General features: G+C 60.3%; 26 protein-coding genes. 18 read left to right on the plus strand and 8 right to left on the minus strand.

Features of this window, described 5'->3' with window-relative positions:
- Positions 1-33: 33 nt before the first annotated feature.
- Entirely contained in the window at positions 34-717 is a 684-nt protein-coding gene (locus AC4PTT_RS10400; RefSeq protein WP_492161095.1) for a DsbA family oxidoreductase, read from the minus strand.
- A 10-nt stretch (positions 718-727) separates the two neighbouring features.
- On the minus strand, positions 728-2,560 hold the full coding sequence (locus AC4PTT_RS10405) for an extracellular solute-binding protein (protein ID WP_492161096.1): 1,833 nt from the start codon (positions 2,558-2,560) through the stop codon (positions 728-730).
- 285 nt (positions 2,561-2,845) lie between these two features.
- Between AC4PTT_RS10405 and AC4PTT_RS10410 the strand changes: the two genes are divergently transcribed.
- Entirely contained in the window at positions 2,846-3,469 is a 624-nt protein-coding gene (locus tag AC4PTT_RS10410) for an invasion associated locus B family protein (protein WP_113155240.1), read from the plus strand.
- A gap of 74 nt (positions 3,470-3,543) precedes the next feature.
- Here the strand turns inward: AC4PTT_RS10410 and hspQ are convergent, their stop codons facing one another.
- Entirely contained in the window at positions 3,544-3,876 is a 333-nt protein-coding gene (gene hspQ, locus AC4PTT_RS10415) for a heat shock protein HspQ (RefSeq protein ID WP_204360814.1), read from the minus strand.
- A 163-nt stretch (positions 3,877-4,039) separates the two neighbouring features.
- Here hspQ and AC4PTT_RS10420 point away from each other — a divergent pair, with 163 nt between their 5' ends.
- Positions 4,040-5,002 carry an AEC family transporter gene (locus AC4PTT_RS10420; RefSeq protein ID WP_492161097.1) on the plus strand — a complete coding sequence of 321 codons (963 nt, stop codon included), beginning with the start codon at positions 4,040-4,042 and terminating at the stop codon, positions 5,000-5,002.
- On the opposite strand, the gene AC4PTT_RS10425 is transcribed toward AC4PTT_RS10420, so the two are convergent.
- Entirely contained in the window at positions 4,965-6,221 is a 1,257-nt protein-coding gene (locus AC4PTT_RS10425) for a UbiH/UbiF family hydroxylase (RefSeq protein ID WP_492161098.1), read from the minus strand. The two genes, AC4PTT_RS10420 and AC4PTT_RS10425, sit on opposite strands and share 38 nt — an antisense overlap.
- A gap of 126 nt (positions 6,222-6,347) precedes the next feature.
- Between AC4PTT_RS10425 and AC4PTT_RS10430 the strand changes: the two genes are divergently transcribed.
- From AC4PTT_RS10430 to AC4PTT_RS10465, 8 genes are all read left to right on the plus strand, one after another.
- Positions 6,348-7,238 (plus strand): DUF2182 domain-containing protein, encoded by an 891-nt coding sequence (locus AC4PTT_RS10430; RefSeq protein WP_492161099.1) that lies wholly within the window; start codon positions 6,348-6,350, stop codon positions 7,236-7,238.
- 124 nt (positions 7,239-7,362) lie between these two features.
- Positions 7,363-7,977: a DUF1326 domain-containing protein gene (locus tag AC4PTT_RS10435; RefSeq protein ID WP_297560481.1), complete on the plus strand. Its 615-nt coding sequence runs from the start codon at positions 7,363-7,365 to the stop codon at positions 7,975-7,977.
- 9 nt (positions 7,978-7,986) lie between these two features.
- Entirely contained in the window at positions 7,987-8,712 is a 726-nt protein-coding gene (pcsA, locus tag AC4PTT_RS10440) for a phosphatidylcholine synthase (RefSeq protein ID WP_113155235.1), read from the plus strand.
- 101 nt (positions 8,713-8,813) lie between these two features.
- Complete coding sequence (locus tag AC4PTT_RS10445) at positions 8,814-10,400, plus strand: ABC transporter ATP-binding protein (RefSeq protein WP_492162605.1); 1,587 nt, start codon at positions 8,814-8,816, stop codon at positions 10,398-10,400.
- Entirely contained in the window at positions 10,400-11,497 is a 1,098-nt protein-coding gene (locus tag AC4PTT_RS10450; protein ID WP_113156303.1) for an ABC transporter permease, read from the plus strand. Before AC4PTT_RS10445 ends, AC4PTT_RS10450 begins: the two co-directional genes overlap by 1 nt.
- Positions 11,490-12,404 carry an ABC transporter permease gene (locus AC4PTT_RS10455; RefSeq protein ID WP_206545272.1) on the plus strand — a complete coding sequence of 305 codons (915 nt, stop codon included), beginning with the start codon at positions 11,490-11,492 and terminating at the stop codon, positions 12,402-12,404. The genes AC4PTT_RS10450 and AC4PTT_RS10455 overlap by 8 nt, the downstream gene beginning before the upstream one ends.
- A 34-nt stretch (positions 12,405-12,438) precedes the next feature.
- Complete coding sequence (locus tag AC4PTT_RS10460; RefSeq protein WP_206547537.1) at positions 12,439-13,515, plus strand: BMP family ABC transporter substrate-binding protein; 1,077 nt, start codon at positions 12,439-12,441, stop codon at positions 13,513-13,515.
- Between the two features lie 148 nt (positions 13,516-13,663).
- The gene (locus tag AC4PTT_RS10465) at positions 13,664-14,311 is read left to right on the plus strand and encodes a glutathione S-transferase family protein (RefSeq protein WP_492161100.1); all 648 of its coding nucleotides are present in this window, start codon (positions 13,664-13,666) and stop codon (positions 14,309-14,311) included.
- Positions 14,312-14,345: 34 nt separating this feature from the next.
- Here the strand turns inward: AC4PTT_RS10465 and speE are convergent, their stop codons facing one another.
- Both speE and speD read right to left on the minus strand, forming a co-directional pair.
- Positions 14,346-15,206 carry a polyamine aminopropyltransferase gene (gene speE / locus AC4PTT_RS10470; RefSeq protein WP_492161101.1) on the minus strand — a complete coding sequence of 287 codons (861 nt, stop codon included), beginning with the start codon at positions 15,204-15,206 and terminating at the stop codon, positions 14,346-14,348.
- Complete coding sequence (gene speD / locus AC4PTT_RS10475; protein ID WP_113155229.1) at positions 15,203-15,682, minus strand: adenosylmethionine decarboxylase; 480 nt, start codon at positions 15,680-15,682, stop codon at positions 15,203-15,205. Before speD ends, speE begins: the two co-directional genes overlap by 4 nt.
- Before the next feature lie 470 nt (positions 15,683-16,152).
- Here speD and AC4PTT_RS10480 point away from each other — a divergent pair, with 470 nt between their 5' ends.
- The 8 genes from AC4PTT_RS10480 to AC4PTT_RS10515 all read left to right on the plus strand — a co-directional run bounded on the left by AC4PTT_RS10480 (position 16,153) and on the right by AC4PTT_RS10515 (position 23,241).
- Positions 16,153-17,133 (plus strand): hypothetical protein, encoded by a 981-nt coding sequence (locus AC4PTT_RS10480; protein ID WP_492161102.1) that lies wholly within the window; start codon positions 16,153-16,155, stop codon positions 17,131-17,133.
- Entirely contained in the window at positions 17,130-17,552 is a 423-nt protein-coding gene (locus tag AC4PTT_RS10485) for a toxin-activating lysine-acyltransferase (protein ID WP_113155227.1), read from the plus strand. Before AC4PTT_RS10480 ends, AC4PTT_RS10485 begins: the two co-directional genes overlap by 4 nt.
- A gap of 165 nt (positions 17,553-17,717) precedes the next feature.
- Complete coding sequence (locus AC4PTT_RS10490; RefSeq protein WP_492161103.1) at positions 17,718-17,936, plus strand: hypothetical protein; 219 nt, start codon at positions 17,718-17,720, stop codon at positions 17,934-17,936.
- A gap of 125 nt (positions 17,937-18,061) precedes the next feature.
- Positions 18,062-19,732 carry a peptidase domain-containing ABC transporter gene (locus tag AC4PTT_RS10495; protein WP_492161104.1) on the plus strand — a complete coding sequence of 557 codons (1,671 nt, stop codon included), beginning with the start codon at positions 18,062-18,064 and terminating at the stop codon, positions 19,730-19,732.
- Entirely contained in the window at positions 19,732-21,054 is a 1,323-nt protein-coding gene (locus AC4PTT_RS10500; RefSeq protein WP_492161105.1) for an HlyD family type I secretion periplasmic adaptor subunit, read from the plus strand. Before AC4PTT_RS10495 ends, AC4PTT_RS10500 begins: the two co-directional genes overlap by 1 nt.
- A 100-nt stretch (positions 21,055-21,154) precedes the next feature.
- Positions 21,155-22,081, plus strand: coding sequence for a 2-dehydro-3-deoxygalactonokinase (locus tag AC4PTT_RS10505; RefSeq protein ID WP_492161106.1), 927 nt, complete (start codon positions 21,155-21,157; stop codon positions 22,079-22,081).
- Entirely contained in the window at positions 22,078-22,722 is a 645-nt protein-coding gene (locus AC4PTT_RS10510; protein ID WP_224873247.1) for a 2-dehydro-3-deoxy-6-phosphogalactonate aldolase, read from the plus strand. Before AC4PTT_RS10505 ends, AC4PTT_RS10510 begins: the two co-directional genes overlap by 4 nt.
- Before the next feature lie 3 nt (positions 22,723-22,725).
- Positions 22,726-23,241: a DUF3291 domain-containing protein gene (locus tag AC4PTT_RS10515; protein WP_206545282.1), complete on the plus strand. Its 516-nt coding sequence runs from the start codon at positions 22,726-22,728 to the stop codon at positions 23,239-23,241.
- A 57-nt stretch (positions 23,242-23,298) separates the two neighbouring features.
- Here the strand turns inward: AC4PTT_RS10515 and AC4PTT_RS10520 are convergent, their stop codons facing one another.
- Together AC4PTT_RS10520 and AC4PTT_RS10525 are read right to left on the minus strand one after the other, a co-directional pair.
- A complete protein-coding gene (locus tag AC4PTT_RS10520; protein ID WP_492161107.1) occupies positions 23,299-23,646 on the minus strand; it encodes an ankyrin repeat domain-containing protein in 348 nt (115 codons plus the stop codon).
- Between the two features lie 454 nt (positions 23,647-24,100).
- Positions 24,101-25,783 (minus strand): alpha/beta hydrolase family protein, encoded by a 1,683-nt coding sequence (locus tag AC4PTT_RS10525; RefSeq protein WP_492161108.1) that lies wholly within the window; start codon positions 25,781-25,783, stop codon positions 24,101-24,103.
- Between the last annotated feature and the right edge of the window lie 184 nt (positions 25,784-25,967).

Below are 25,967 nucleotides of genomic sequence, written 5' to 3' on the forward strand. Positions count from 1 at the left end.
TTTCTCAAGCTTTGCGGAAGGTGGCCTGATTTCTCAGGCCTGGCTGCTGTCGAGCGCGCCTTCCGCCTTGGCCTGCGCCACCTGGCGGATGGCGTCCGCCAGCGTGTCGGCCTCCTGTGCGCCCATCACCGCATAGCGTCCTTCGAGAAGGAAGCAGGGCACCCCGGTGACGCCCATCTGCTGCGCGGTGGCAATTTCCTGCTCGACCTCGGCCCGGTCGGCATCGGTTGCAAGCAGGGTCTCGACAACGGCCGCATCCATGCCTGCGTCCCGCGCAGCCTGAATGAGAACCGCAGGATCGCCGATATTCGCGCCTTCTTCGAAATAGAGCGCAAAGAGCCGGCCGACGAGCTTGTCCTGCACGCCGGGCTCAGCCGTCGCCGCCCAGCGGATCACGCGGTGGGCGTTCAGCGTGTTGGGCGAGGTCCGGATCGCATCAAAAGCGAAATCGATCCCCTCCGCACGCCCGAGCTCATCGATCTGTGCATGCATCTGGCGAATGCGTTCTTCGTCGCCGAATTTGTCCATCAGATAGGTCTGACGGTCCTTGCCCTCGGGCGGAATGGTCGGGTCGAGCTGGAACGGGCGCCAGCGCAGTTCCACGGCAATCTCGGGAACCGCCGCCAACGCTTTCATGAGACGGGCCCGCCCCACATAGCACCAGGGGCACACGACGTCGGAAACGACGTCGATGGTTACGGGGAGGGGGCTCATCATCGTATCTGCCTTATTCTGCATCCGGTTTGTGCCACCACGTCTGCAGCTTATAGCCGTAAAGCGGTGTTTTTTCCGGGTGGTCGAGGTCACTCCAGTAGGCGACCCATTCGTCATTGTCATGCTGCATCGGCACCACATAGGCACCCGACATCAAAAGACGGTCCATCGCACGCACGGCAGCCGAATAATCGTCCATGTCACGCGCGTTCAGCATGGCGTCGATCATGGCGTCAATGGCCGGATCGGCCGCGCCCGAAAGGTTGAACGAGCCTTCTGCGTTTGCTGCTGCCGAACCCCAGCGGTTGATCTGCTCGGTGCCCGGCGACAGCGAGCCGGAGAAGCCCACGGAAGCAATCAGCATGTCGAAATCATAGCGCTGCTTGCGCTGCTGGGCCTGTGAATCATCCAGAAGCCGGATCGAAACATCGATGCCGATTTTCCGCAGCGCGCGCTGGAACACGGCGGCCAGCTTTTCGCCTTCCTCGGACGTAACCAGAATTTCGAAGGTGAGCGCTTCACCGTTTTCATTGACCAGCGCATTGCCTTCCAGGCTGTAGCCGGCCTCCTGAAGCATCTTCAGCGCTTCGCGCATCTGGTCGCGGCCGATTGGCTCGCCCGCCATTTCCATCTTGCCGTAGCTGCCGTCCATCACCTCCGGTGTCACCCGGTTGGCATAGGGCTCAAGCAGGGCGCGTTCGCGTTCATCGGCCGGCTTGCCGAGAGCGGAAAGATGCGATCCCTGCCAGTAGCTCAGCGTGCGCTCATACTCGCCGCGCAGCACATTGGTGTTCACCCAGCCGAAATCATAGAGCTTTGACAGCGCGCGGCGCACGCGCGGATCGGCGAATTTCTCGCGCCGCGTGTTGAAGAAGAAACCGCTGACCGCAGGCGGAACGCCATTGGTGAAGGTTTCGCTGACCACCTTGCCCTCGCGGGCCGCCGGAAAATCGATGCCGTGCTGACGACGCACCGGGTCGGACTCCGCATAGACCGAGCAGATACCCTTCTTGAACGCTTCCACCATGGAGTTCACGTTGAGGAAGTACTCGATGGTGATCTTGTCGTAATTGTCGAAGCCGCGCTTGGAGGGAATGTCCTCGCCCCAGTACTCCTGGTTGCGCGAAAACACGATGCGCCGGCCCGGGTCCACTTCCGAGATGCGGTAAGCGCCGCTGCCCGTTACCGGCTTCAGCGTCGTCTGGTCAAATGTCTCGATGTCGAAGGCGTGCTGCGGGATAATCGGCGTCATGGCGACGATCAGCGGGAATTCGCGGTCGGCCTTCTCGTTGAAGGTGAAGCGTACGCTGTGATCGCCCGTCTTTTCGATCTTCTCGATCTTGGCCGTGCGGCTGGAATAGGGCGGGCGGCCTTTCTCCGTGAACGCATCATAGGTGAAGATCACGTCTTCCGGGGTCACCGGCTTGCCATCCGACCATGTCGCATTCGGGTCGAGATTGAACTCGGCATAGCTGCGCGCCTCGTCCATCACCACGCTTTCGGCAAGCAGGCCATAGAGCGCGAAGGGCTCGTCGGCGCTGCGCATCATCAGCGGCTCGAAAACCAGATTGCCGAAAATCGTGTCGATCACGCCGCGCGCCGTTGTGCGCATGCTTTTGAGGATGAACGGGTTGAGATTGTCAAAGGAACCGACCACGCAATAGGTGACGTCACCACCCTTGGGCGCATCGGGATTGGCGTAGGGAAAATGCGTGTAATCGGCAGGCAGTGCAGGCTTGCCGTGCATCGCGATGCCGTGAACCGGCGCGTCTTCGGCGAGTGCCGCGCCCGAGGCGAGCATCGTTGCGGAAATGGCGAGAAGGAGAGATTTGGAGCTTGGGAACATCTACGCACCTTGGCCGGATTTATCTGGCGGTTCCATGATTCGTCGGCGAGCGTATCACACACAATGTGGCGAATGCGGCCACCGGGGGCGTTGCCGGACAAAGACGCGTGATCGTGTGATGTTTGCCGCACAGGTCGACAAAGTCCAGCGAAATGGTCCGTTGGGCTGGATTCGCGTTTCACGGCAGTGTAACACGCGCACAAGAGTCATGCTGTCGCCGCATTTTCCAAACAGGTGACACATGAACAAATTTCTGGCGCTGTGCATTTAGAGGAACTGAGCCATATGAAAAGCCTGAACGCGAAAGCTACCCGCACCCTGTTCGCCCTTGCCGGCGCCGCTTGTGTGGCTGCCAGCGGAGTTGGTGTCGCCGCCGCGCAGCAGCAAGCGCCGCAGGGCTGGTTCAAGGCCTGCACGAAGCAGGAAGACGTCGACATCTGCAATGTGCAGAACGTTCTCGTTGCCGAGACCGGCCAGATGATCACCGGCGTCAGCCTCATCGAGGTCAAGGGCAAGGTGAACCGCAAGGTCTTCCAGATCACCGTGCCGACCGGCCGCATGGTGCCTCCCGGCATCGGCCTGCAGATCGATGGCGGCCAGACGCAGAAGATCGATTACGCGATCTGCCTGCCGGACCGCTGCATCGCCGAAGCTCCGCTGACCGATCAGCTGGTTGGCTCCTTCAAGCGCGGTTCGGAACTGACGCTCACCTCGGTGAACTTCCAGAACCAGCCGAACCCGATCAAGATGTCGCTTTCGGGCTTCACCGCTGCCTATGACGGTGATCCGATGCCGCAGTCCGACATTGAGGACCGCCAGAAGAAGCTTCAGGACTTCGTGAACAAGAACAACGAAGAGTTCACCGAGAAGCTCCGCGAAGCGCAGGAAAAGGCCAAGAAGGCCGAATAGCGCTCACACAGAGTTCAAATGAAAACAGGGCCCGCGAGGCCCTGTTTTTGTATGCGTGTGGTTCTGCGCTGGCGTCAGTGGTGCAGGCGCTCGCGCGGTTCGTAGTGGCCGTCGCCGGTCTCGACGAAGAACTCCGCCAGTTGCGGGTGCCGCACGGGCACGCCGGTCTCGTCCGGCATCAGGTTCTGTTCCGAAACATAGGCGACATATTCCGTCTCCTCGTTCTCGGCGAGCAGATGGTAAAAGGGCTGGTCCTTGCGCGGCCGCACGTCTTCGGGGATCGCCTGATACCAGGCTTCCGTGTTGTTGAATTCGGGATCGACATCGAAAATCACGCCACGGAAGTCGAACACCCGATGGCGGACAACCTGGCCTATGCGAAATTTTGCAGTTCCAATGTTTTGCATAATTATACCTCTGCCCCCTATTTGGCGCAGCCGCCGCCACAATTCAATCCCGCGACCTTGACGGGCAGGGGGCCTGCGCGCTAGCCGCGATGTCGGGCGTAACGCAGTCGAGCTGCTTCCGCGGGTCCGGCGGATCGAATGGCGGGCTCCACGGGGATGGGCTATGTCGGGTGTCGCGGGACTTGTGCTGCCGTTTTTCGGGCTGATCTTCATCGGCTATGCGGTCGCCCGGCTGAAGCCGCACCCTGCCGATGCGCTCGGCTGGATGAACACGTTTGTCATCTATGTGGCGCTTCCCGCTCTCTTCTTTCAGCTGCTGGCCAAGACCCCGATCGAGAAGCTGACCGAGTGGGGCTATATTTTCGGCGCCGTCGCCTCGACCTATATCGTCTTCGCCATCATGTTCGTCGGCTCGATGCTCATCAGCCGCAGTTCGGTTGCCGAAAGCACGATCAAGGGGCTCGCCGCCGCCTATGGCAATATCGGCTATATGGGGCCGGGCCTGGCGCTCCTTGCCTTTGGCGAGAAGGCGGCGGTCCCCGTGGCGCTGATCTTCTGTTTCGAGAACATGATCCATTTCGCCGTCGCACCCATGATGATGGCGATTTCGGGCGGCGACAGGCAATCGCCTGGCCGTCTTGCGCTGGAGGTCCTGCGCAAGATCGCGCTGCACCCCTTCATCATCGCGACCGCAGTGGGCGTTGCAGCGGCTGCGGTGCAGTTCACCCCGCCGCTTCCGATCGAACGCCTTCTGGCCTATCTCGCCTCGGCTGCCGCACCCTGCGCGCTCTTTGCGATGGGTGTCAGCCTTGCCATGCGGCCGCTGCGGCGCGTACCGCATGAGGTGGGCGTCATCGCCTTCCTCAAGCTCATTCTGCACCCCGTTATCTGTTACGTGATGCTGAGCTGGATCGGAAATTACGAGGAGAGCTGGGTGTTCTCCGCCGTTCTGCTGGCCTCGCTGCCCACGGCCACCAATGTGTTCGTGATCAGCCAGCAATACGGAGTCTGGATGGAGCGTGCGTCGGCCAGCATTCTGATCACGACGCTGTTCTCGGTCGGGACGGTGACGGCGCTGCTTTACGCCATCACGAACGGGCTTCTGCCGCCGGATCTTTTTCCCTGACCAGACCTTTTTCCCTGACAGGACCTTTTCCCCCAAAAGGAAGAAGCGCGGAGAAACCGCTGCCCGGACGCATGCCCTCGCGCATGAAAAGCGCGCGCAGTGGCGGAATGCTGCTGATGACGCTGAGGCCCGCGCTGCGCGCGATCTGTGCCGGCAGAAGACCGGACAGAAGCGACATATTGAGCAGGTTCACCGAGTTGCTGCGCGCCAGAACATCCGGCCGGCGCGAAGCGTCGTAGCGCGACATGGCGGCAGGAGCGCCCGGATCGTCGCGGAAGGCGTCCGCCGTTGCGACAAGGTCTTCCACGTCGCGAATGCCCAGATTGAGCCCCTGCGCCGAGATTGGCGGGAAGACATGCGCCGCTTCGCCGATCAGCGCCACGCGGTTCTGACCGAAGCGCGACGGCATCAGCGTGCTCAGCGGATAGACCTGTCGGCCGGGCTCCACCGTCACGCCGCCGACGAGCGATGAAAGCTGCTCCTCCACCTCACGCGAGAGGTCTTCATCGCTCAGCGCATGGCGGCGCTCGGCGTCTTCCGGGCGCTGCACCCAGACGAGGCTTGAACGCATGCCCGGCAGCGGCACCTGTGTGCACGGGCCGTTCTGCGTGTGAAATTCGGTGGAAACGAAACCATGTTCGCGCGTGTGCGAAAAATTCAAAACGAGAGCCGCCTGCGGCAGCGGGCTGGTCTTGGCCGAAATGCCAGCCGCTTCACGGGCCGGCGATCTGCGGCCATCGGCAGCGACGGCCAGCTGCGCCGAAACGCGTTCACCATTGTCGAGCGTCGCGGTCACATGATCGGGCGCGCACTCCCAGTCCGTGACGAGGTTCTCATGCCAGTCGATAAGCGGCGAGGCCTGTGCGGCCTTGGCAAGCTCTTCGGTCAGGCGCGCATTGGGAATGTTGAGCCCAAAATACTCTTCGTCGATCTCGCCGGCGTGGAATGTCACGGTCGGACTGCGCACCAGCCGGCCGGTTGCGTCCACGAGGCGCATGGCCTTGAGCGGCGCGGTCTCGGGCAGGAGCTTTTCCAGAAAGCCCAGCGGTTCGATGATGTCGAGCGAAGGGCGCATCAGCGCCACGGTGCGGCGGTCGCTGCCCTTCGGCACCGGTCCCACCAGCGTCACCGCATGGCCATGATGCGCCAGCGCGAGCGCTGCAATCAGGCCGGCCGGTCCGGTTCCTGCAACGAGAATTTTACGGTCACTATCGCCCACGGCAGCTCATCCATCTATGCTTCGACAATCATCGACAGGACATCGGCATGTCTTTGTCATGATGGGGTTGTTCGACGCAAGGTTCAACGCGGCGAAAGCACCCAGGCAATGTGACGGGGGCAGGGCGTGGACCAGTCGAATGATGATCTGACGAGGCTTGAAGGCGGCGCGCGCGCCGTTCATCGCCTGTCGCTGGCGGCTTTTCCGCTTTCGGTCCTGTCGCTCTTTCTGGCCGTCCTCCTCTCATGGGGCGTTCTGGCGCTGATGGGCGCTGGCATTGCGGCGGTGGAGCCGCGTGCGCTCGGTCCGGGCGGCATGCTGCTTGAGGCTCTGCCCGACATGCCCCTGCCTGCACCGCTGCGAACCCTGCTTTCCCTGTGTCTAGCGCCTGTCGGGGCGGGGAGCGGACCTGCCGTTTTCGCCCTTCTCGCCTTCATGTGGTTTCTGATGGCTCTGGCGATGATGCTGCCATCGGCATCCCCGTTGATTCGCACCTATTGCGAAATCGCCGACACCGCCGCTCAGAAGGGGGAGCGGATTGTCCATCCGCTGGTTCTGGTCGCGGGCTATCTGACCGTCTGGCTGATCGCGTCTCTCGGCTTTGCCGGGCTGGCGCTCGTTGCAGAACGGTTCATGAGCCAAGGTGCGGTCATGTCCCCATGGACGGGACTGGCGGGTGCTGTCGTTCTTGCCATCGCCGGCCTTTACCAGTTCTCGGCCCTGAAGGAGGCCTGTCTCGTCAAATGCCGCAATCCCTTCACCACCCTTTTCGGGCGCTGGAGCACGCGACCGCGCGCCATCTACCGGCTGGGATTGCAGCAGGGCCTGTGGTGTTTCGGATGCTGCTGGGCGCTCATGCTGGTCATGTTCGCCGTTGGCATGATGAATGTGTTCTGGATGGCGCTTCTCGGCGTTTTCACCATCGTGGAGAAATCTGGTCATAGTCGGCTTTTCACGCGCATTTCGGGCGTGACGCTGCTTGTGTGGGCGCTCGCGCTTCTAGTAATCTCGATCTAGAGCATCGCAATATCCGAACAGAAGGGGTTGGTTTTTCGGATATTCCGATGCTCTGCCAATGGTTTAGATCGTCCTTTGCGCGTCCGGCCGGGGGTGCGGCGATCTGGAAGAGGGGTCGCAAGTCATGGGAAAGAAAGACTGGGCGCTGAAAGGCGAGCTGGTGCTGTCATGCAATTGCACCGTGTTCTGTCCCTGCGTGCTTTCACTCGGCAATCATCCGCCCACTGAAGGCTATTGCCAGACTTGGGCGGGCTTCCGCATCGATCAGGGCCACTATGGCGAGACCGACCTCTCGGGCCTCAATCTCGGTCTGGTGATGGAAATTCCCGGCTATATGAGCCGCGGCAACTGGACCGTCGGCCTGTTTCTGGACGAACGCGCCTCGATCTATGCGGAAAAGGCCATCGGCAAGATCTTTTCCGGCAAGGCCGGCGGCACAACCGGTCTGCTTTCCATTCTCGTTGGCGATTTTCTGGGTATTCAGCGCGTGCCGGTGACCTATGAGGTTGAAGGCAAGACGCGTATCTTCCAGATACCGAAGATCATCGACGGGGCCGTGACGCCCATTCCCGGCGGAGACAGGGATGGCGACACTGTCATCACCAATTCGCAGTACTGGATCGCGCCGGAGATCATCGTCGCGAAATCCGACAAGAGCCGTATGCGCGCTTTCGGGCGCAACTGGAATTTTGCCGGCCGCTCGGCGGAGATCTGTCCGCTCGACTGGCGTGGCCCTTAGGCGACTATCATGACCAAGAAGAAAGTTACGGCCCCTCAGGCCAAGGCGTTTTCCGTGCATCTCTTGACGGCATCGGGATCGTTTCTCGCATTCCTATCGCTTGTGGCTGCAAGCGAGGAGCGCTGGGCGGCGATGTTCTGGTGGCTGGGCTTTGCGCTTTTTGTGGATGGCATCGACGGCCCCATCGCGCGCAAGCTCGATGTGAAGCAGGTGCTGCCCACCTGGTCGGGCGACATGCTCGACAACATCATCGACTACGTCACCTATGTGCTCATCCCCGCTTTCGCCCTGTATCAGAGCGGGTTCATGGGCGAGGGGCTTTCCTTCCTGTCGGCCGCCATCATCGTGATCACCAGCGCGATCTACTACGCCGACACGGGCATGAAGACGCGGGAAAATTTCTTCAAGGGGTTCCCCGTCGTCTGGAACATGGTGGTGTTCACGCTCTTTGTCGTACAGCCGGGCGAGATGATCGCTTTTGGTGTCGTGCTCATTTCGGCCTTCACGACATTCCTGCCCGTCTTCTTCCTGCATCCGGTGCGCGTGCAGCGCCTGAGAACGCTCAATCTGGCGATTTTCTTCGCCTGGTGCGCCTTCGGCATAATCGCGCTCATCCAGTCTCTGGAGGCTGATCAGCTAATTCGCATCGGCATTGCGGTGACCGGCATTTACCTCTTTGTCATTGGAGGGGTCATGCAGGCTTGGCCGAATCTTGGCAAAGGGCGTAAAGAGTAATTGTGCGTTCCCATTTGAATCTCTTTCAAGTAAAGCGGCACTAATACGGGGCAAATCCGTCTGCCTATGATCGAGCTGGGAACAAAAACAAAATGACCGAAATGGGAGCCGGCGTGGATCAACTACACGAAGGCGAAGGTGGCGGACTCCTCGATGTTCGCGGCCTGACAAAGATATTTGGCGCTCTGAAAGCCTGTGACGCGATCGATCTGTCGATCGGCAAGGGCGAAATTCATGCGCTTCTTGGCGAAAACGGCGCCGGCAAATCGACGCTGGTGAAGATGCTGTTCGGCGCATTGGAGCCGGCTGCCGGTGAAATCCACTGGAAAGGTCAGCCGGTCGCGATCCATTCGCCCGGCGCTGCGCGCCATCTCGGCATCGGCATGGTGTTCCAGCACTTCTCGCTGTTTGAGGCGCTGACCGCCGCCGAGAACATCATGCTCTCGCTGGATGAGAAGACGCCGATCCTTCAGGTGGCCGAGCGGGCGCGGGAACTCTCAAAGGCCTATGGCCTGCCCCTCGATCCTTTCGCACATGTGGGCGATCTTTCGGTCGGCGAGCGCCAGCGCATCGAGATCATTCGCTGCCTCCTGCAGAAGCCGGACCTGATCATTCTCGACGAACCGACTTCCGTTCTGACCCCGCAGGAAGCCGACAAGCTGTTCGAAACGCTTGAGACGCTGCGCGACGAAGGTAAGTCGATCCTCTACATTTCGCACCGCCTTGAGGAAGTGAAGCGCCTGTGCGACCGCGCAACGGTTCTGCGGCACGGCAAGGTGGTCGCGCATTGCGATCCCCGTCAGGAGACGGCGGCGTCGCTGGCCCGCATGATGGTGGGCGATGAAGTGGACACGGTAAAGCGCACTGGCAGCGTCGACGCTGGCGGTCAGGCGCTGCTGGAGGTCCGGGAGCTCAGCCGCCCGTCCGCCAATCCGTTTGCCGTCCCGCTACGCAAGATCGATCTCTTGGTGCGCTCCGGCGAAGTCATGGGCATTGCGGGCGTTGCCGGTAACGGGCAGGGCGAGCTTTTCGAGGCTCTCTCCGGTGAAGCCCTGCAGCAGAACGCCGCCACGATCCGTATCCGCGACAAAGATGCCGGCCGGCTCGGCATCTCCGGTCGCCGCCTTCTTGGAGCAGCCTTTGTTCCCGAAGAGCGCCTTGGCCATGGCGCAGCCCCCCAGATGCGGCTTTCCGAAAACCTGTTCCTGTCGCGTCACGTGACGGATGCAAAGGCGCTCATGGGTGCTTTCGGCACCGTGCGCACGGGTGCGCTGGCCAAGGCTGCCGCCCGCATCGTCAAGGTGATGGATGTGCGCAAGAGCGGCGAAGACCCGGAAGCCTCCGCGCTCTCGGGCGGCAATCTGCAAAAGTTCATCATCGGCCGCGAGCTGGACCGGCAACCGGCGGTGATGGTCGTGAACCAGCCGACCTGGGGTGTGGACGCCGGCGCTGCCGCGCGCATCCGCCAGGCGCTGATCGATCTGGCGCGTTCGGGCTCTGCCGTTCTCGTCATCAGCCAGGATCTGGATGAGTTGTTTGAAATGTGTGATTCCGTCGCCGTGATGCATGACGGTCGCCTCTCGGCTCCCATGCCCATCGCGGAAGCGACATTCGAGAAGATCGGTCTTCTGATGGGTGGCGCGACGCCGGAACGCTCCGAACTGCCTGAAGAAGCGGAGACGGCATGATGCGGCTTGAACTCATCAAACGGCCGCAGCATTCGGTTTTGTTCAGCGCGATTTCGCCGCTGATTGCTCTGGTTCTGACCATGATTGCCGGTGCGATCATGTTCTCGGTACTGGGCAAGAACCCGCTCGACGCGCTCTACTATTATTTCATCGATCCGCTGCGCGAGACCTGGTCGCTGCACGAGCTGGCGATCAAGGCGGCGCCGCTGATCCTGATCGCGGTCGGTCTGTCGGTCTGTTTCCTGTCCAACAACTGGAACATCGGCGCAGAAGGACAGTTCATCGCTGGCGCAATCGCCGGCAGCATCCTTCCGGTGGTCTTTCCTGATTTCCAGAACTGGCTTGTTCTGCCCCTGATGCTGATCATGGGCATGGCGGGTGGCGCGGCCTATGCCGCCGTTCCGGCATTCCTGAAAGCGCGTTTCAACACCAATGAGATCCTCACCAGCCTCATGCTGGTCTATGTGGCCGAGCTTTTCCTCGACTGGATCGTGCGCGGCCCGTGGCGTGATCCGGGCGGCATGAATTTCCCCGAAACGCGCGATTTCCATTCCTTCGCCATCCTTCCGGAGCTGATGCCGGCGGCAGGCCGCGCCAACTGGGGCATCGTGTTCGCCATCATTGCAGCCCTCGTCCTGTGGTTCGTTCTCGGCAAGACCCGCAAGGGTTTTGAAATTCGCGTTCTGGGCCAGAGCCCGCGGGCAGGGCGGTTTGCAGGCTTCAGCGCGTCGCGCATGGTCATGGTCGCCTTCCTGATCTCCGGCGCCCTGGCAGGGCTTGCAGGCATTTCCGAGGTTGCCGGCGCAATCGGGCAGTTGCAGCCGTCCATTTCTCCCGGCTACGGCTTTACCGCGATCATCGTGGCGTTTCTTGGCCGGTTGAACCCGCTGGGCATCGTGGCCGCCGGTTTCGTTCTGGCGCTTTCCTATCTCGGTGGCGAGGCGGCACAGATTTCGCTCGGTCTTTCGGACAAGGCCGCCCGCGCCTTTCAGGGGATGCTTCTGTTCTTCGTTCTCGGCTGCGACACGCTGATTCACTACCGCATCCGCCTGGTCGGGCGCGCGCCGCAGGCCCGGGAGGCCGCCGAACATGTTTGAATCCGTTCTGATCACGATCGCAACGGCCGCCACGCCTCTTCTCATCGCTGCAATCGGCGAGCTGGTCGTGGAGCGCTCCGGCGTTCTCAATCTCGGCGTTGAAGGCATGATGGTGATGGGCGCCGTCACCGGGTTTGGCGTGGCGATCACCACCGGCTCGCCATGGCTCGGCGTGTTTGCGGCCATCCTCGTCGGCGCTGCCTTTGCCCTTCTGTTCGGCTTCCTGACGCTGACGCTGGTCACCAATCAGGTTGCGACGGGACTTGCGCTCACGCTTCTGGGGCTCGGCGTTTCCGGCATGATCGGCGAGGCGTTCATCGGCCTGCCGGGCGTAAAAATGTCGCCCTGGGTCATTCCCGTTCTGTCGGACATTCCCCTTGTCGGCCGCTTCCTGTTTGCGCAGGCGCCGCTGTTCTACATCTCGATCCTGCTGGTCATCGGCGTCAGTTATTTCCTGTTCAGCACGCGCGCCGGGCTGACGCTGCGCTCGGTGGGCGACAATCACGATTCTGCCCATGCGCTGGGCATTCGCGTGATTGCGGTGCGCTATGCCGCCGTCATGTTCGGCGGTGCGTGTGCGGGGCTGGCGGGCGCTTATCTGTCGCTCGTCTACACGCCGCAATGGATCGAGAACATGACCGCCGGTCGCGGCTGGATCGCGCTGGCGCTCGTCGTGTTTGCCTCGTGGCGGCCCTGGCGCGTGCTCGCCGGGGCATATCTCTTCGGCGCGGTCTCCATCGGCCAGCTTCACGCGCAGGTGATCGGCGTGTCCGTGCCGTCGCAGCTGCTGTCGGCGCTGCCCTATGTGGCGACCATCGTGGTTCTTGTTCTAATCTCCCGCAACAGACGGCTGACCATGGTGAACACACCCGCCTGCCTCGGTCGGCCCTTTGTTCCGGCCCGGTAATATCCGAACTCAGTCAACAGAGAGGACGTCAACAATGAAGAAACTCGTTATGGCACTCGCCGCCAGCACCGCGGCCCTTGCCTTCACGGCGGCCCCTGCCGCAGCGCAGGACAAGACCAAGGCCTGCTGGATCTATGTCGGCCCGATCGGCGATTTCGGCTATTCCTACCAGCACCATCAGGGTCTGCTGGATGTCGAGGAGCATTTCGGCGACAAGGTCGAGACTGCCTATCTGGAGAGCGTTCCGGAAGGCGCGGACGCCGAGCGCGCGATTGAGCGTTTCGCACGTTCGGGCTGCGACATCATCTTCGCAACCTCCTTCGGCTTCATGGACCCGGTCCAGAAGGTCGCCGCCAAATTCCCGGACATCAAGTTCGAGCATGCGACGGGCTTCAAGCGCGACCATCCGAATGTCGCCACCTACAATTCGCGCTTCCATGAGGGGCGTTATGTGCAGGGCGTGATTGCCGCCCAGATCTCGGAGAAGGGTGAAGCCGGCTACATCGCGTCCTTCCCGATCCCGGAAGTCGTGATGGGCATCAATGCCTTCATGCTCGGCGCGCAGTCCGTCAATCCCGACTTCAAGGTCAAGATCGTCTGGGCCAACACCTGGTTCGACGCCGGCAAGGAAGCCGACGCCGCCAAGGCGCTGCTCGATCAGGGCGTAGATGTCATCACCCAGCACACCGATTCTACCGCGCCGCTTCAGGTCGCCGGTGAACGCGGCATCAAGGGCTTCGGTCAGGCATCCGACATGATCAAGTTCGCGCCCGACACGCAGCTCACCTCCATCGTCGACGACTGGGGCCCGTACTACATCGAGCGCGTTCAGGCGGTCATGGACGGTTCCTGGGAGCAGCAGGACGTCTGGGGTGGCATGAAGGACGGCCACGTCGTGATGGCGCCCTACACGAACATGCCCGACGATGTGAAGGCGGCCGCCGAAGCCGTTGAAGCGAAGATCAGGGATGAGGGCTTCAATCCCTTCACCGGTCCCGTCTACAAGCAGGATGGCACGCTGTGGCTCGAAGAGGGTGAGGTCGCACCCGATGGTGACGTTCTCAGCATCAACTTCTATGTGAAGGGCGTGGACGACCAGCTGCCGAACTGATCGACATCCTCGCAATCTTCTGCATTCGGAAAAGGCGGCTCTCGGGCCGCCTTTTTTGCGTCTAACCGCTTGCCCGCGAATGCTCCTGCCACAGCCCTGTCAGGAGCACTGTGCCAGAACGGCTGCGAGCAAAAAGGAAGGCAAAACGATGCTTAAATTCTACCACGCGCCATGGTCCCGTTCCTCTAGCGTATTGTGGCTTCTGGAAGAGTTGCAGGCACCCTATGATCTCGAACTGGTCGACATGCATGCACAGGGCGGCGTGCCTGAGAGCTATCGTGCGATCCAGCCGAGCAAGAAAGTGCCGGCCATCGTTCACGACGGTCATATCGTGACCGAGCGCGCGGCAATCACGCTTTATCTCGCCGACATGTTTCCCGAGGCAGGGCTCGCGCCCGCCATCGATGACCCGGCGCGCGCCGCCTATCTGCGGTCTCTCGTCTATCACGACGCGGTGTTTGATCCGGTCGTCTGCGCCCGCGTTCACGGGCTGGCCTATGAGAGCCGTGACTATCCCTTCGGGACCTTTGACGACATGGTGGCGTTTCTGGAGCGCCAGCTCAGCGAGAACCCCTATGCTGCCGGAGACCGTTTCACCGCCGCCGACGTTCAGCTTGGAACCGGCATCGGCTACACGATGAACATCATGAACGCCTTGCCGGAACGCTCCGTCTTCAAGGAATATGTCGCAAGGATCGAGCAGCGGCCGGCCTACCGCAAGGCGCAGCAGATCGACATGGAACTCGCTTCGAGAATTCCGTTCTTTTCAGGAGAAAATGCGCCGGGAAATGTCTGAAGGAAGGCGCGGGCAGGCGGGGCCTGCCCGGCGCTTATTTCGTTGCTTCCTCAAGCAGCGTTTCGATGAAACGCGGCAGGGCGAAAGAAGCCCTGTGATGTAGAGGCGTGTAGTACCGTGTGTCGATACCGGCCATGCGCTGCGCGAGCGTTTCTTCGCTCACCGTCAGCGTCTCGGCATTGTCGGTCGACCAGCCGAGCGTCATGTGTCCGCCGAAATAGGTCGGCACCGCGACGAGATAGCAGCTTGCGATCCCGAACACGGAGCGCAGGCCGCGCATGGCGGTCTGGAACTCTTCGGGCTGCAGGAACGGCACGCCGTTCTGGCTGACGACGATGCCGCCAGGGCGCAGAATGCGCTTCAGATTCCGGTAGAACTCGGTCGTGAAAAGAACCGCGCCCGGACCGGACGGATCCGTGGAATCCACGAGAATAACGTCGAAGCGCTGATCGGTTTCGGCCGCAAATGCGGCGCCGTCGGCAATCTCCACCCTGAAGCGGGGATCATCGAAGACGGACGCATTGAAGTCCGCGAAATGCTCTTTCGAGAATTCCAGAACCGAAGCGTCGATCTCGACCTGGGTGAGGGCGCCGACACGCTTGTGCTTCAGCACTTCCTCGGCAAGGCCGCAATCGCCGCCACCGATGATCAGCACATCGGCAGGGTTGTCATGCGCCGCAATCGGCACATGCGCGAGCATCTCGTGATACATGAACTCGTCGCGGCTGGTGACCTGCACCGCCCCGTCGAGCATCAGGACCTTGCCGAAGATGCCGTTGCGGATCAGCGCCAGCTGATGATGCCCCGTACCGTCCTGGTACAGGACATCATCGACATCAAAAACGATGCTGACGCCGTTGTGCAGGGTCTCGGCGATCGTTTTGCGTTCGCTCACGCGCTTCGCCCCCGCAACAGTTCCTGCACGTCAATGCGACCCGGCGAGAAGGCGCGCTGCAGCACATCGATGCAACGTTCCGGCTCCGCGTCGCCGCACATGAAGATATCCAGAGCCGCGTAATTCCGCTCCGGCCACGAATGGATGGAGATGTGGCTTTCCGCCAGAACGGCAACGCCGCTCACTCCGCCATTCGGTTCGAATGGATGCAGATGGATATGCAGCAAAGTCGCGCCGGCTGCATTCACGCAGTCGACGAGCGTTTGCTGGATATACGGCAGATCGTCGAGACGCTCGGCCTCGAACAGATCAACGATAAAGTGCGATCCGGCGCACAGCACGCCGTTCTTCTCGATGAAGTGATCTTTGTCGTCGCAAACCGCCGGAGCGGGCTGCGCTGTGGTGTTTTCTTCCTTTTGGGCGGTGTTCAGTACAACTGAATCCATCCCCAATTGGAAAAGGGCGTCTTGCGACATGGCGTCCTCTCCAACCAGCAGATGTCTGAGGCCTGACCATTCAGGCGTGGCCCGTATATATGCAACGAAAGTGGCGACGCAAGCATAATCATTCATCGAATTTTATGACATTTTTGTAGCACCCGGGTGCGAATACGCATTACCCCTGCGTCACATTTCGGCGATGCAGGGCATGTGCGACCTGTATATTTCCTGACGTATACATTTATAAATCATGGCATCATTTCACATTTCCAGGAGGAATAAGTATTTTACAATTTTGTGTACCGAAATAAGAATAGATCTTATTGAAATAACTTATTTAATGTTTGTAACAAAGATATACGATAATGAACCTGAATGGAGAGTTCTCGGATTGGCTCGCGACCAACCAGGTTGATGAAAACTTCCTTCTGAGAAATTTAACCGGCAAACCATTCTCTCGACAGGCGTTCGCCCCTGAATCAGCCGCCGTCGGTGAAGTTGCAGACATGTCTGCAGAAGAGGCCTGGGCGCTTGCGTCGCAGTCTCTTGCGGCGGCGCTGCCGCGACTCGCGCGGTTGATTCGATTTGTCCGAAACCGTGCGCCCAAATGCCTTGAGCCAAAGGCCGGGAAGCCGGAAAGGGCGTTCACCTATGATCATGGCAGCCGGCAATTGCCGTTCGTCAGTTGCAGCTATCGCGGCCAGGCGTCCGACATTCTGACGGTCGCACATGAATTCTCTCATGCGCTTCAGATTGTCGCTTCGGCAAATTCTGCCATGCCGCCTCTGGCGCGTGAGGTCTGCGCGTTCATTGGCGAGCATGCGCTTCTGGACTGGGCCCGGCAGAATGCTTCTCCATTGCTGCCCCGTCTTGAGGCAGCCTGGGCGGCGGACAATCAATGCTATATGGGCGCAGATGCCGAGCGATTACGCAAAGCGCTTGCCCGCAAAAGCGGAGCTTACGATTATCGCTGGAACTACCCGGTCGCCCGTGTTCTTGCCTGTGCGATCTGGCGTCACTGGGAGCGCGCGGAGATCATCGCGCTCTTTCGCAGCGGAGCTGCTGCGCCCTCCCTGCTGATCGGGGGCACGCGGACGCTGCGGCCACATTTTGATCTGCCGCCCTTACCCCTTGATGGTGGCGAGACCGTCAAACTCTATCGTCAGATCGGCGTTGCGACGCTGCTTGATCTACAGGAAGGCTCTGGGCGCGAACAGGCTGGCGCAGAGTTGTCCAGGCGCTATGACACCCTTTTGGGGTGCATGCAGAGCCGCAGTCTCTTCATCGCTCTCGACCGCGAAAATGTGCCCATTGGATACGCCACATGGGAGCGGGACGAAGAGAAAACCATCACGGCGCATTCCTGCGTACCGCAGACTGAACGGCTGCCGTTTTTCCTCAAATCGCTTTCCCGAGCCTGCCCTGATGTAGGTCGCGTTGTCGAGCGTTCCTGTCAGTTGGCCAATAGCGAGAGGCCGGCCTCATGACGGCAATCGATGTCTATGCGGGCGCTGGCTATGTTCTGGAGCTCTTGGCGCGGTCACCCTATCACCGGCCGTTCCCGTTCCGGCGCTATTTCGAAGTCGAGATCCTGCCGCCGCTTCAGTGCAGCCAGGCGCGCTTCTATCTGACGCCGGGCGGCATCCCGACCGGTTTTATCAGCTGGGCCTTGCTGGATGACGCCACGCTGGACGAGATACTCTCCACCGGCCGGGCACTCAGGGCAGGTGAGTGGGCGTGTGGTGAAAACCTGTTCTTCAACGACTTCATCGCGCCATACGGGACGCTTCCGGAAATCGTCAAAGACCTGAAAACGAATATGTTCCCGGGGCGGCAGGCGACCAGCATTCGCCGCCACCCGGATGGTTCCATCAGGTCTGTGAAACGCTGGAAAGCGTCCAGATAAATTCGTTTCGCCGAAGCAACTGGCCGAAACCGGGGGCGGTTATTGTGCTTCTTCGGCAAGAGATGCTTTCGCCGTTTTGCGTCGAAAGCATACCGGTGATTTTTCCACCGGTTTAACTGCCGGATATCCGGCTCAATAGTAAAAGTCATTTTGACGAGGTTACCAATGTTTACAGATATTAATTTCCCTGATGATTGCCTGGACAGCGCTTTCAGCTTCGGAGGCGGTGGTGAAGGCAAACTGGCCGGTGGCATCATTGGCGCATTTATCGGCGGTTTGGTTGGCGGTTGCATTGGCGCCGTTCCGGGCGCTGAGATCGGGGGCGTTGTCGGCAACACTGTCGGCGGTCTCATCGGTGACGTGATCGACAGCGCAGTGGCCTGACCGGCTCTTTGCGCCAATCGTTGTTGCAGCCCGCAGCTTGGAGCGAGGGCTGTAGCGATATGGGGCCGTGGGGTTCCGCGGCCCTGTGTCTGCCAGACAAACCACGCCACTGATGGTTTTCAGATATGACACCAAACACCTCGCTTCCGGGGCAGGGCGTTCCGCTCTCCTGGTTCAGCACCACGCTGCGCAAGCACAGCTTGCTCTATGTGGAGCTCACCTTTCTGGCCATATGCGTTCGGCTGATTGGTCTGCTGGAGCCCTTTGTCTTTCAGGTGGTGATCGACCGCATTCTGCCGTTTCAGCGTGAAGCGTCTTTGATTGTCGTTATCGTCGTCCTGATCGGCGCCAACCTCTTTTCGCTCGGCTTCAATCTTCTGGCGGCGTTTCTCGGCGTCTCGGTCGCAAATCGCCTCACATCGGAACTTGGACGCCGGCTCTTCGATCACCTCTTTCGGCTCCCGCTGCGGCATTTCCGAAGATGGCCGGTGGGGGAAACCCTGTCACGGATCGGCGAGACCGACACAATTCGCGGGTTTCTGATCGGGGTCACGACGGGTGCGTCGCTCGATCTTCTGTTCATCGGCGTCTATTTCATGGTTCTCCTGTCCATCTCGGGCAAGCTCACCATGGTCGTGGCCTTTGCGCTCCCGCTTCAGGCGCTGCTCTATATGTGTTTCGGGCCTGTTCTGCGAAAGCGCCTGCGCGCCCAGTTCGATGCCGGATCACATCATCAGGCGCGCATGGTGGAAAACCTTTCAGGCATGACCGCCGTAAAAGCCATGACGGCCGAAGGGGCCATGCTGTCGCGCTTAAGCGAAACGCTCGCGCAGACCCTGAATGCCTCCCGCCGCGTCTACACGATGAACGCGGTCAGCGGACAGCTGATCGGCCTTTGCGAAAAGGGCATCTTCATCGGTGTCATCTATATCGGCGCACAGCAGGTCTTCGCTGGAGAGCTTACCCTTGGCCAGCTGATCGCGTTTCAGTTGATCGCAGAGAAGATCGCCGCGCCTATTGCCGGGTTTTCGAAGCTCTGGCAGGACTGGCAGAACCTTCGAATTTCCCGCCAGCGCCTGGGCGACATTCTCAACAGCGAGCAGGAAAAATTCGGCAGCGGGAGTGTTTTTCCGGATGACATCGAACCACGGCTTGCCTTTCAGGGGGTCTCGTTCGGTTATGGGCCAGACGAGCCGCCGGTCATCAGCGGGCTTGATCTCTCCCTTGAACCGCGGACCTGCACGCTGGTGGTCGGGCCGTCGGGCATAGGCAAGTCCACATTCGGACGTCTCGCCGCCGGTCTCGAAGAACCGCAGAGCGGGATCATAACCGTCGGTGATCAGGATCTGGCGGCGTTCGAACCGGAAAGCCTGCGCTCCCGCGTCGTTTATGTGCCTCAGGAGCCCTATCTCTTCTCTGGAACATTGCGCGAAAACCTGCTGCTGCGCACACCGGACGCCAGCGATGCCGAAATCCTAGACGCGCTTCGCATCTCTGCCGCCGGGGAACTGGTGTTCCGCCTTGCGCAGGGGCTTGATACCGAGGTCGGGGAGCGTGGCTCGGCCCTGTCAGGCGGGCAGAAGCAGCGCGTGGCCATCGCGCGCGCAATTCTTCAAAAGCCCGCCATCCTGATACTGGATGAACCCACAAGCGCACTTGATGAGGCAGCGCAGCACCGGCTGGTCTCCGAGCTCATGCAGCTCAGAAAGCAACTGACCGTTATCGTGATCACACATCGTCCGGATGTCTTTGCCGGAGCGGATCGCATCATTGATTTCGGTTTGGGGAAACATTGATGTCTGCAACTGACGAACTCGACCGCACATCGCCGACGCTGCGCATCACCGCGCTTTTCACCAGCACGGTCTTTCTCATCATTCTGGTCGCGTCCTGCGTCCTTCGTGTCGAGATAACCGCACGCGGTACGGCACGCATCGTCCCGATCGACCGGGTTCAGGTGGTGCAGCCCGAATATCCTGGCGCGATCACACAAATACGCGTCCGCAATGGAGCAAAAGTCGCCAAAGGCGACCTCCTTGTAAGCCTCGATGCAACGCCGGCACGCGCCGAGTGCATGACGCTGATCGAAGAGGAGACACGACTTGGACGCGAAGATGCACGTCTAGCGGCTTTTCTGGCGGGGATTGCTGCGATGCGGGAAGGGGGCCTGCCGCTCCCTCCCGACGTGACCGAAGATTTTAAGATCGATGCAGTCGATGAGACAGGCATGGAGGAACAGAAACGCCTTCTCTCCGCCGATCTGAAGGACTTTGCCGACACTCTAAGGCGCGCCGATGCCCGCATCGAGGCAAACAGCCGGGAAAGCGACGTCATTCAGGGAAGAATTGCACAGACCGAGGCCGCTCTGGAAATCCAGAACGAACGTTTGCAGGCGGTTGAGAAACTCTTGAAGCGTGGCGCAGTGTCCCGCAGCAACTATCTGGATGTGCGCAAACTGTTCGACAGTCTGGAAAACGACAGGATCATCGCCGAACGCCAGGCGGAGCAGAAACAGGCAGAGGCCGGTGTCTTGCAGGCCGAGTGGCAAGGCCTTTTCAGCAGCAGAAGCAGCGCCGCCTTAAAACGACGTGACGAGATCGCTCTGCGTCTTGCCGTGCTGCGGCAAAAGCAGCGCGCCCTGAAGGAGCGCATCGCGGCTGCCACGCTGACCGCCCCCGTGTCAGGCACTGTCGAGCAGCTCCAGATCGCCACCATTGGCGGCGTTGTGCAGGCGGGGCAGGAGCTGTTGCGGATCGTGCCAAGCGACAGCGCGCTTGAGCTGGAGGCGCTCTTTTCGAACGAAGACAGCGGCTTTCTCGAGGTCGGCCAGAAGGTGCGTGTTCGTCTCGATGCCTATCCGGCCGAGCGTTTCGGATCTGCAATTGCCGAGATCACTGATATCGCGACCGACTCCATCGAAACCGGATCATCCGGCCGCTGGGGTTTCGTGGTTCGCATGAAGCCGGAGGCTGCGTTCCTCCAGTCCCCGTCCGGCCAGCTCGCGCTGCGGCCCGGCATGACGGCCAGTGTGGACGCCATCACCGGTGAGCGCCGCCTGATCAGCTATTTCATTGCGCCGATCACCGCCCAGTTCAGCCGAAGCCTTGGAGAACGCTGACCTTTCCTGATTTTGTGGCCGCGCCCTCTTCATGAAAACCGCCTGGCCCGGTATTGAGAAACCGGTCGACCGTTCGTCGGCGTCGTACCGGGGAGGGGTAATGACACAAACTCTCGCGCCTTTTTGCGCTGCCGTTGACTGGGGCACCAGCAGCTTTCGCCTGTGGCTTCTGGATGAAGCAGGCGCCGTTCTGGCCGAGAGCCGAAGCGGCGAGGGGATGATGCACTGCGCTTCGGGCGCGGGGTTTCAGCCCGTTCTTGACGCCCATCTTGCAAAGGCCGGAGCACCCGCAGACCTGCCTGTCGTGATCTGCGGCATGGCCGGGGCGCGTCAGGGCTGGCTGGAAGCGCCCTACGTGCCCGCGCCGGCCGCACTCTCCGAACTGCCGTTCAACGCCGCGCGGATCGCAGACGCCACTGCCGACATTCGCATTCTGCCCGGCATTTCGCTCAATGACGCATCTTCCCCGAACGTCATGCGCGGCGAGGAAACGCAATTGCTGGGCACCGTCGAGGCGCTTGGCAGCGCTCTCGTCTGCATGCCGGGTACCCACAGCAAATGGGTGCGCGTGGAGGCAGGCGCGGTCACCCGTTTCAGCACCTTCATGACGGGGGAGCTGTTTTCCGTTCTCACCCGGCACGCCATCCTGCAACATGCGGTGGATGCCGAAAGTGTGGTGAAGAGCGATGACGCGGCGTTTCTTGCCGCACTCGAGCGCGCCATCGCCCAGCCCGATGCAATCCTGTCCGGCCTCTTCGGCGTCCGCGCTGCACAGCTTCTGGGCTATGAGACCCGTGACGAGGGGGCCGCACATCTTTCCGGCCTCCTGATCGGCGGTGAAGTGGCCGCAGCCCGCTCGCTCTATGGTGCGGATGCCGCTGTCACGCTCATTGCCTCCGGCGGCGTGTCGGCCCTTTATGAGACAGCGCTTGCGCGCGCCGGCTTTACCGTGACGCTGATCGATGCGGAAACCGCTTCGCGCAACGGGCTTTACCGTTCTGCGCGCCAGATCTGGGATGTGAAATGATGGATGTTTTAGACAAGAACTGGCCCGGAACGAACCGTGCGCTTGTCGCGATCCTGCGTGGCATTCGCCCCCCGGAAGTCGTGCCCATGACCGAAATGCTGATCGAAGAGGGCATCACCTCCATCGAGGTGCCGCTGAACTCGCCGGATCCCTTCAGATCCATCGAGGCGGCGCTCGCAGCAGCCGGGAAGAGGGCGCTGATTGGCGCCGGGACGGTGCTTGATGTCGAAGACGTCGACCGGCTTGCCGATATGGGCGCAAAGCTTGTCGTCAGCCCAAACACGGACGCGGATGTGATCCGCCGCACTGTCGAGCGCGGGCTCGTCTCGATGCCGGGCGTCTTCACGCCCTCCGAGGCGCTTCTGGCCCACAAATGTGGCGCCACGGCGCTCAAATTCTTTCCGGCGTCCGCGCTTGGCGTATCGGGCATTGCCGCCGTCAAGGCGATCCTGCCTGCCGATGCGACCGTCTGTGCAGTGGGGGGCGTTTCGGACGCCACCATAAAGGATTATGTCCGCATCGGAGTGCGCGCCTTCGGTCTCGCCACAGGGCTCTACAGGCCCGGCGACAGCGTCGAAACCGTCCGCCAGAAGGCGCGTTCCACCGTCGCGGCCTACGATGCGGCGCTCGCGGACGCGTAAGGAATGCCGCTCGCGCTCTACACGTTCGGTGTGTTTTCCAAACCGGCGGATGATCCGGCCAATGATGGCTTTCACCGGCGGAATGATCCCATATTCGAGCTGGTCGATCAGGCCGAGGGGCTGATTGCACGCTCCGGCTATGCATCGGATCCCGGCCCCTTGTCCTGGGGCGAGGAGGTCTATCCGCGTTTCTACGAGGAGAGGGGGGATGGATGGTCTCCGGCCACGCTGTCCTTATGGACAGACATGGAGGCGCTCTTCTCCTTCACCTATTTCGGGCTTCACGCCGAGGCGCTCAGGCGTGGCCGGGATTGGTTTGAAAAGCCGCAGTGGCCGCCGCTGGCGATGTGGTGGCATCACGAAGAAACCTATCCAGTCTGGGCCGAAGCCGTGCGGCGGCACGCGCATCTGCACGAGCATGGCCCGACGCCCGTGGCCTTCACCTTCAAACAGCCATTCGATGAAAAGGGTATGCCGGTGAAGCTCGACAAGGCGCGCATTCAGGCGCTTCGCCCTTAGGGACGATGAGACCGCGCCGGGTGAAAAATCCATCCGGCGCATGTCAGTCAGATCAAATCAGGGCCGCAGTTCCTTCGCGCCCTTGTCAGTCAGCATCTTCGCGATCTCCTCATTGCCGTTCGCGTTTGCGCGCACGAGGGGCGAATAGCCTTCGAAATCACGCGCATTGACGTCTGTGCCATTGTCGATGAGGAACCTGGCGAGTTCTTTATTGCCGACCATGCTCGCCAGATGCAGCGGCGTGTAGCCGTCCAGCTTCGCCGTGACGAGAGCCGGATCGCTCTGCATGGTCTTGATCGCTTCGGCATTCTTGCCAGTCCAGATCAGGTCACTGAGCGCCGCGTCGGCGGCAAGCGCCGGCCCGGAAAGGCTGACCGCAATCAGGAAGGCTGAGACGAATTTCATGAGAATCTCCAGAACGTGATGAAAGCCACGTCTTAGGCCGCCGGCCAGTCGAATGAAACTGCATATCGAGCAGCACATAGGACGGGCCCAGATATACGCCGAGGACCAACCTGGCTTTGCTTGAGGGCTCCCTGATGGAGCGGTCGCAGATGATCGTCTGGAGCGCCCTTGGCCCAGCGGTAGTCGCCAGTCAGGTTGATGTGCAACCGGCCGATTGCCGATTTTGGGAATACGTGGCGCGAAGCGAAAGCCGAGGGGGCTCCCGAGCCGAACCAGGCCGCGAGTAGCATGCGTTGCTGAGCATCGACGAGACAGTCTGGCGCGAGAGGCTGGGGAAAGAGATGGAGCGCATCCCTGTGAGCCTCCGCCAACGTGATCATTTCGTATTGGTCCGCGAGTGCTTTTGCGTTCTCTTTGTACCCCTGCGTTCCGGGCATCTGCAACTCTTTATCTATCAGCTGTGATGCTCTGACAGCCAGTCGCCTACGCAAGCCACAAACGCGCGCATATTATGCGGGTTCGCAAGGACATGGCCTTCGCCCGCCAGGCGCAGCAACCGCGCATCCTTACCGGAATATTCCATCGCACTCATGAACTCTTCGGCCTGCGATATCGGCACGTAGTCTAGGTCACCATGTACGAGGAGCGCGGGGATATTCATGGCGTCGACCCCGAATAGGGGGCTGTGCTCCACATATGTATCCAGCTGGCGCCAAGGCGGACCGGAAAGCTTGAAGACGCTTTCGTACAGACTCGACATGTATGTGAAGTCGTCTCCGTACCGCGACCGAACGTCTATTTCTCCGTGGAGCGATATGAGGTTCGTTGGTGCGGAACAGGCAATCACACTGCGGAATAGGTTGGTTCTAGTTGCCATCAGGAGCGCAGCCCATCCTCCCAAGCTGTGACCTAGAACATGGACGTTCGACCCATCTATATTTCGATGTTCGACCAGATTTTCCACGCAGCGCGAAACCGCGACTTCAATTTGTGATGCAACACCGCCCGCAGGAACTTCGGACAGATCGACCTCGGGCCGGACAATCGCGAATCCCATCGAAGCGAGAAGGTAGGGGTTTAAGCTGGAAATGTTGTTGATGTTACGGAACCGTGTTCGATCCTCCCTGACGAGATATCCAGGATAGATACTAAGAACGACCGGCTTGCGCCCGTTACCATTACACTGCTCAATGAGAATGTAGCGGTCTTTCGCGCTTCCATTTCCCCCGAACTCGACGATCTCATTCGAGAACGGGCCACGGTTGATCAGGAATTCGTCCGCGCGGTAGACCACCACATCGCCGCCGCCCCCAGTATTGAGGATTACGAACGTTCCGTTTTCGCCGGAACGGCATAGAATTCGACTTTCGCCATAAACGCCATCGGCTATCAGTTCGCCGGTCTGTGCATCGTCTTCCAGCGACCTTTCGGGTTCGAAGGGTATCTCCCGCTCGCGGCACCCGAAGGCCGCTACGCCCGCTGGGGCAGTGGTGATATCTAGATGCTCTCGTACCTCGCCGGATCGGACATCGACCGTAGCTAATGTGCCCACAGGAAACCCACGGTCGCCTTGCAGGGTGCGAACCAACCCCGCGGTCGCACGCGCCCCCTTCCATGCGTCGGGCCAGTCCGACAAAACTGCTCTGGCGCTGGCTGTTTCAGAAACAACCCCGACCGACTTTGTTCCAGGCTCCAGAAGCTCGCAAATGATCGTCTGTTGATCCAGCCACGCGACCGGTGACATGCCTGGACGAAGCCATATCTCGCGATCGGAAACGGTCCTGACGTCGCCGGTATTGGGATCGCCGACGGCCAAACGCACCCATTCCCCGTTTGTTATGCAAAAAGCAAGTTGTTCGCAGTTGAGCGACCAGCGAGGGGAGAATGCGCCTACCCCATCATCCAGATTGAACTGTAGTTCCGTCTGATCCCTGATATTGATGCGCCGCATCACGCCTCTTTCGTTTCCGTCCAGAAACGGGACAGAAAATACAGACGCGCTTTCCAGTGGTTTTCGCACTGAGATGGCGACCATTCCGAGCCGATCGCTTACGTCGAACTGCTTTCCGTAGAAGGTGCTGAAAGAATTGATCCGCAAAATATCTTCAATTGTTAGACTTCCCCTCCCATGCGTCATTAAACCCCTCCTGGCTAGGTAATTTCATATTATTCGTAAAATAATCAATAAAAAGCAATTATATTATTGTTTGTTACTATATTCCTATGGAGAAATTCGTATATTTTTCATTTTATAGAATTGAAAATTGACAGGCAATTGAGTATATATTTATTTGCGTGATTTTTTAATATGATAAGTTTTG

The organism is Nitratireductor sp. WH36-1 (assembly GCF_058725515.1).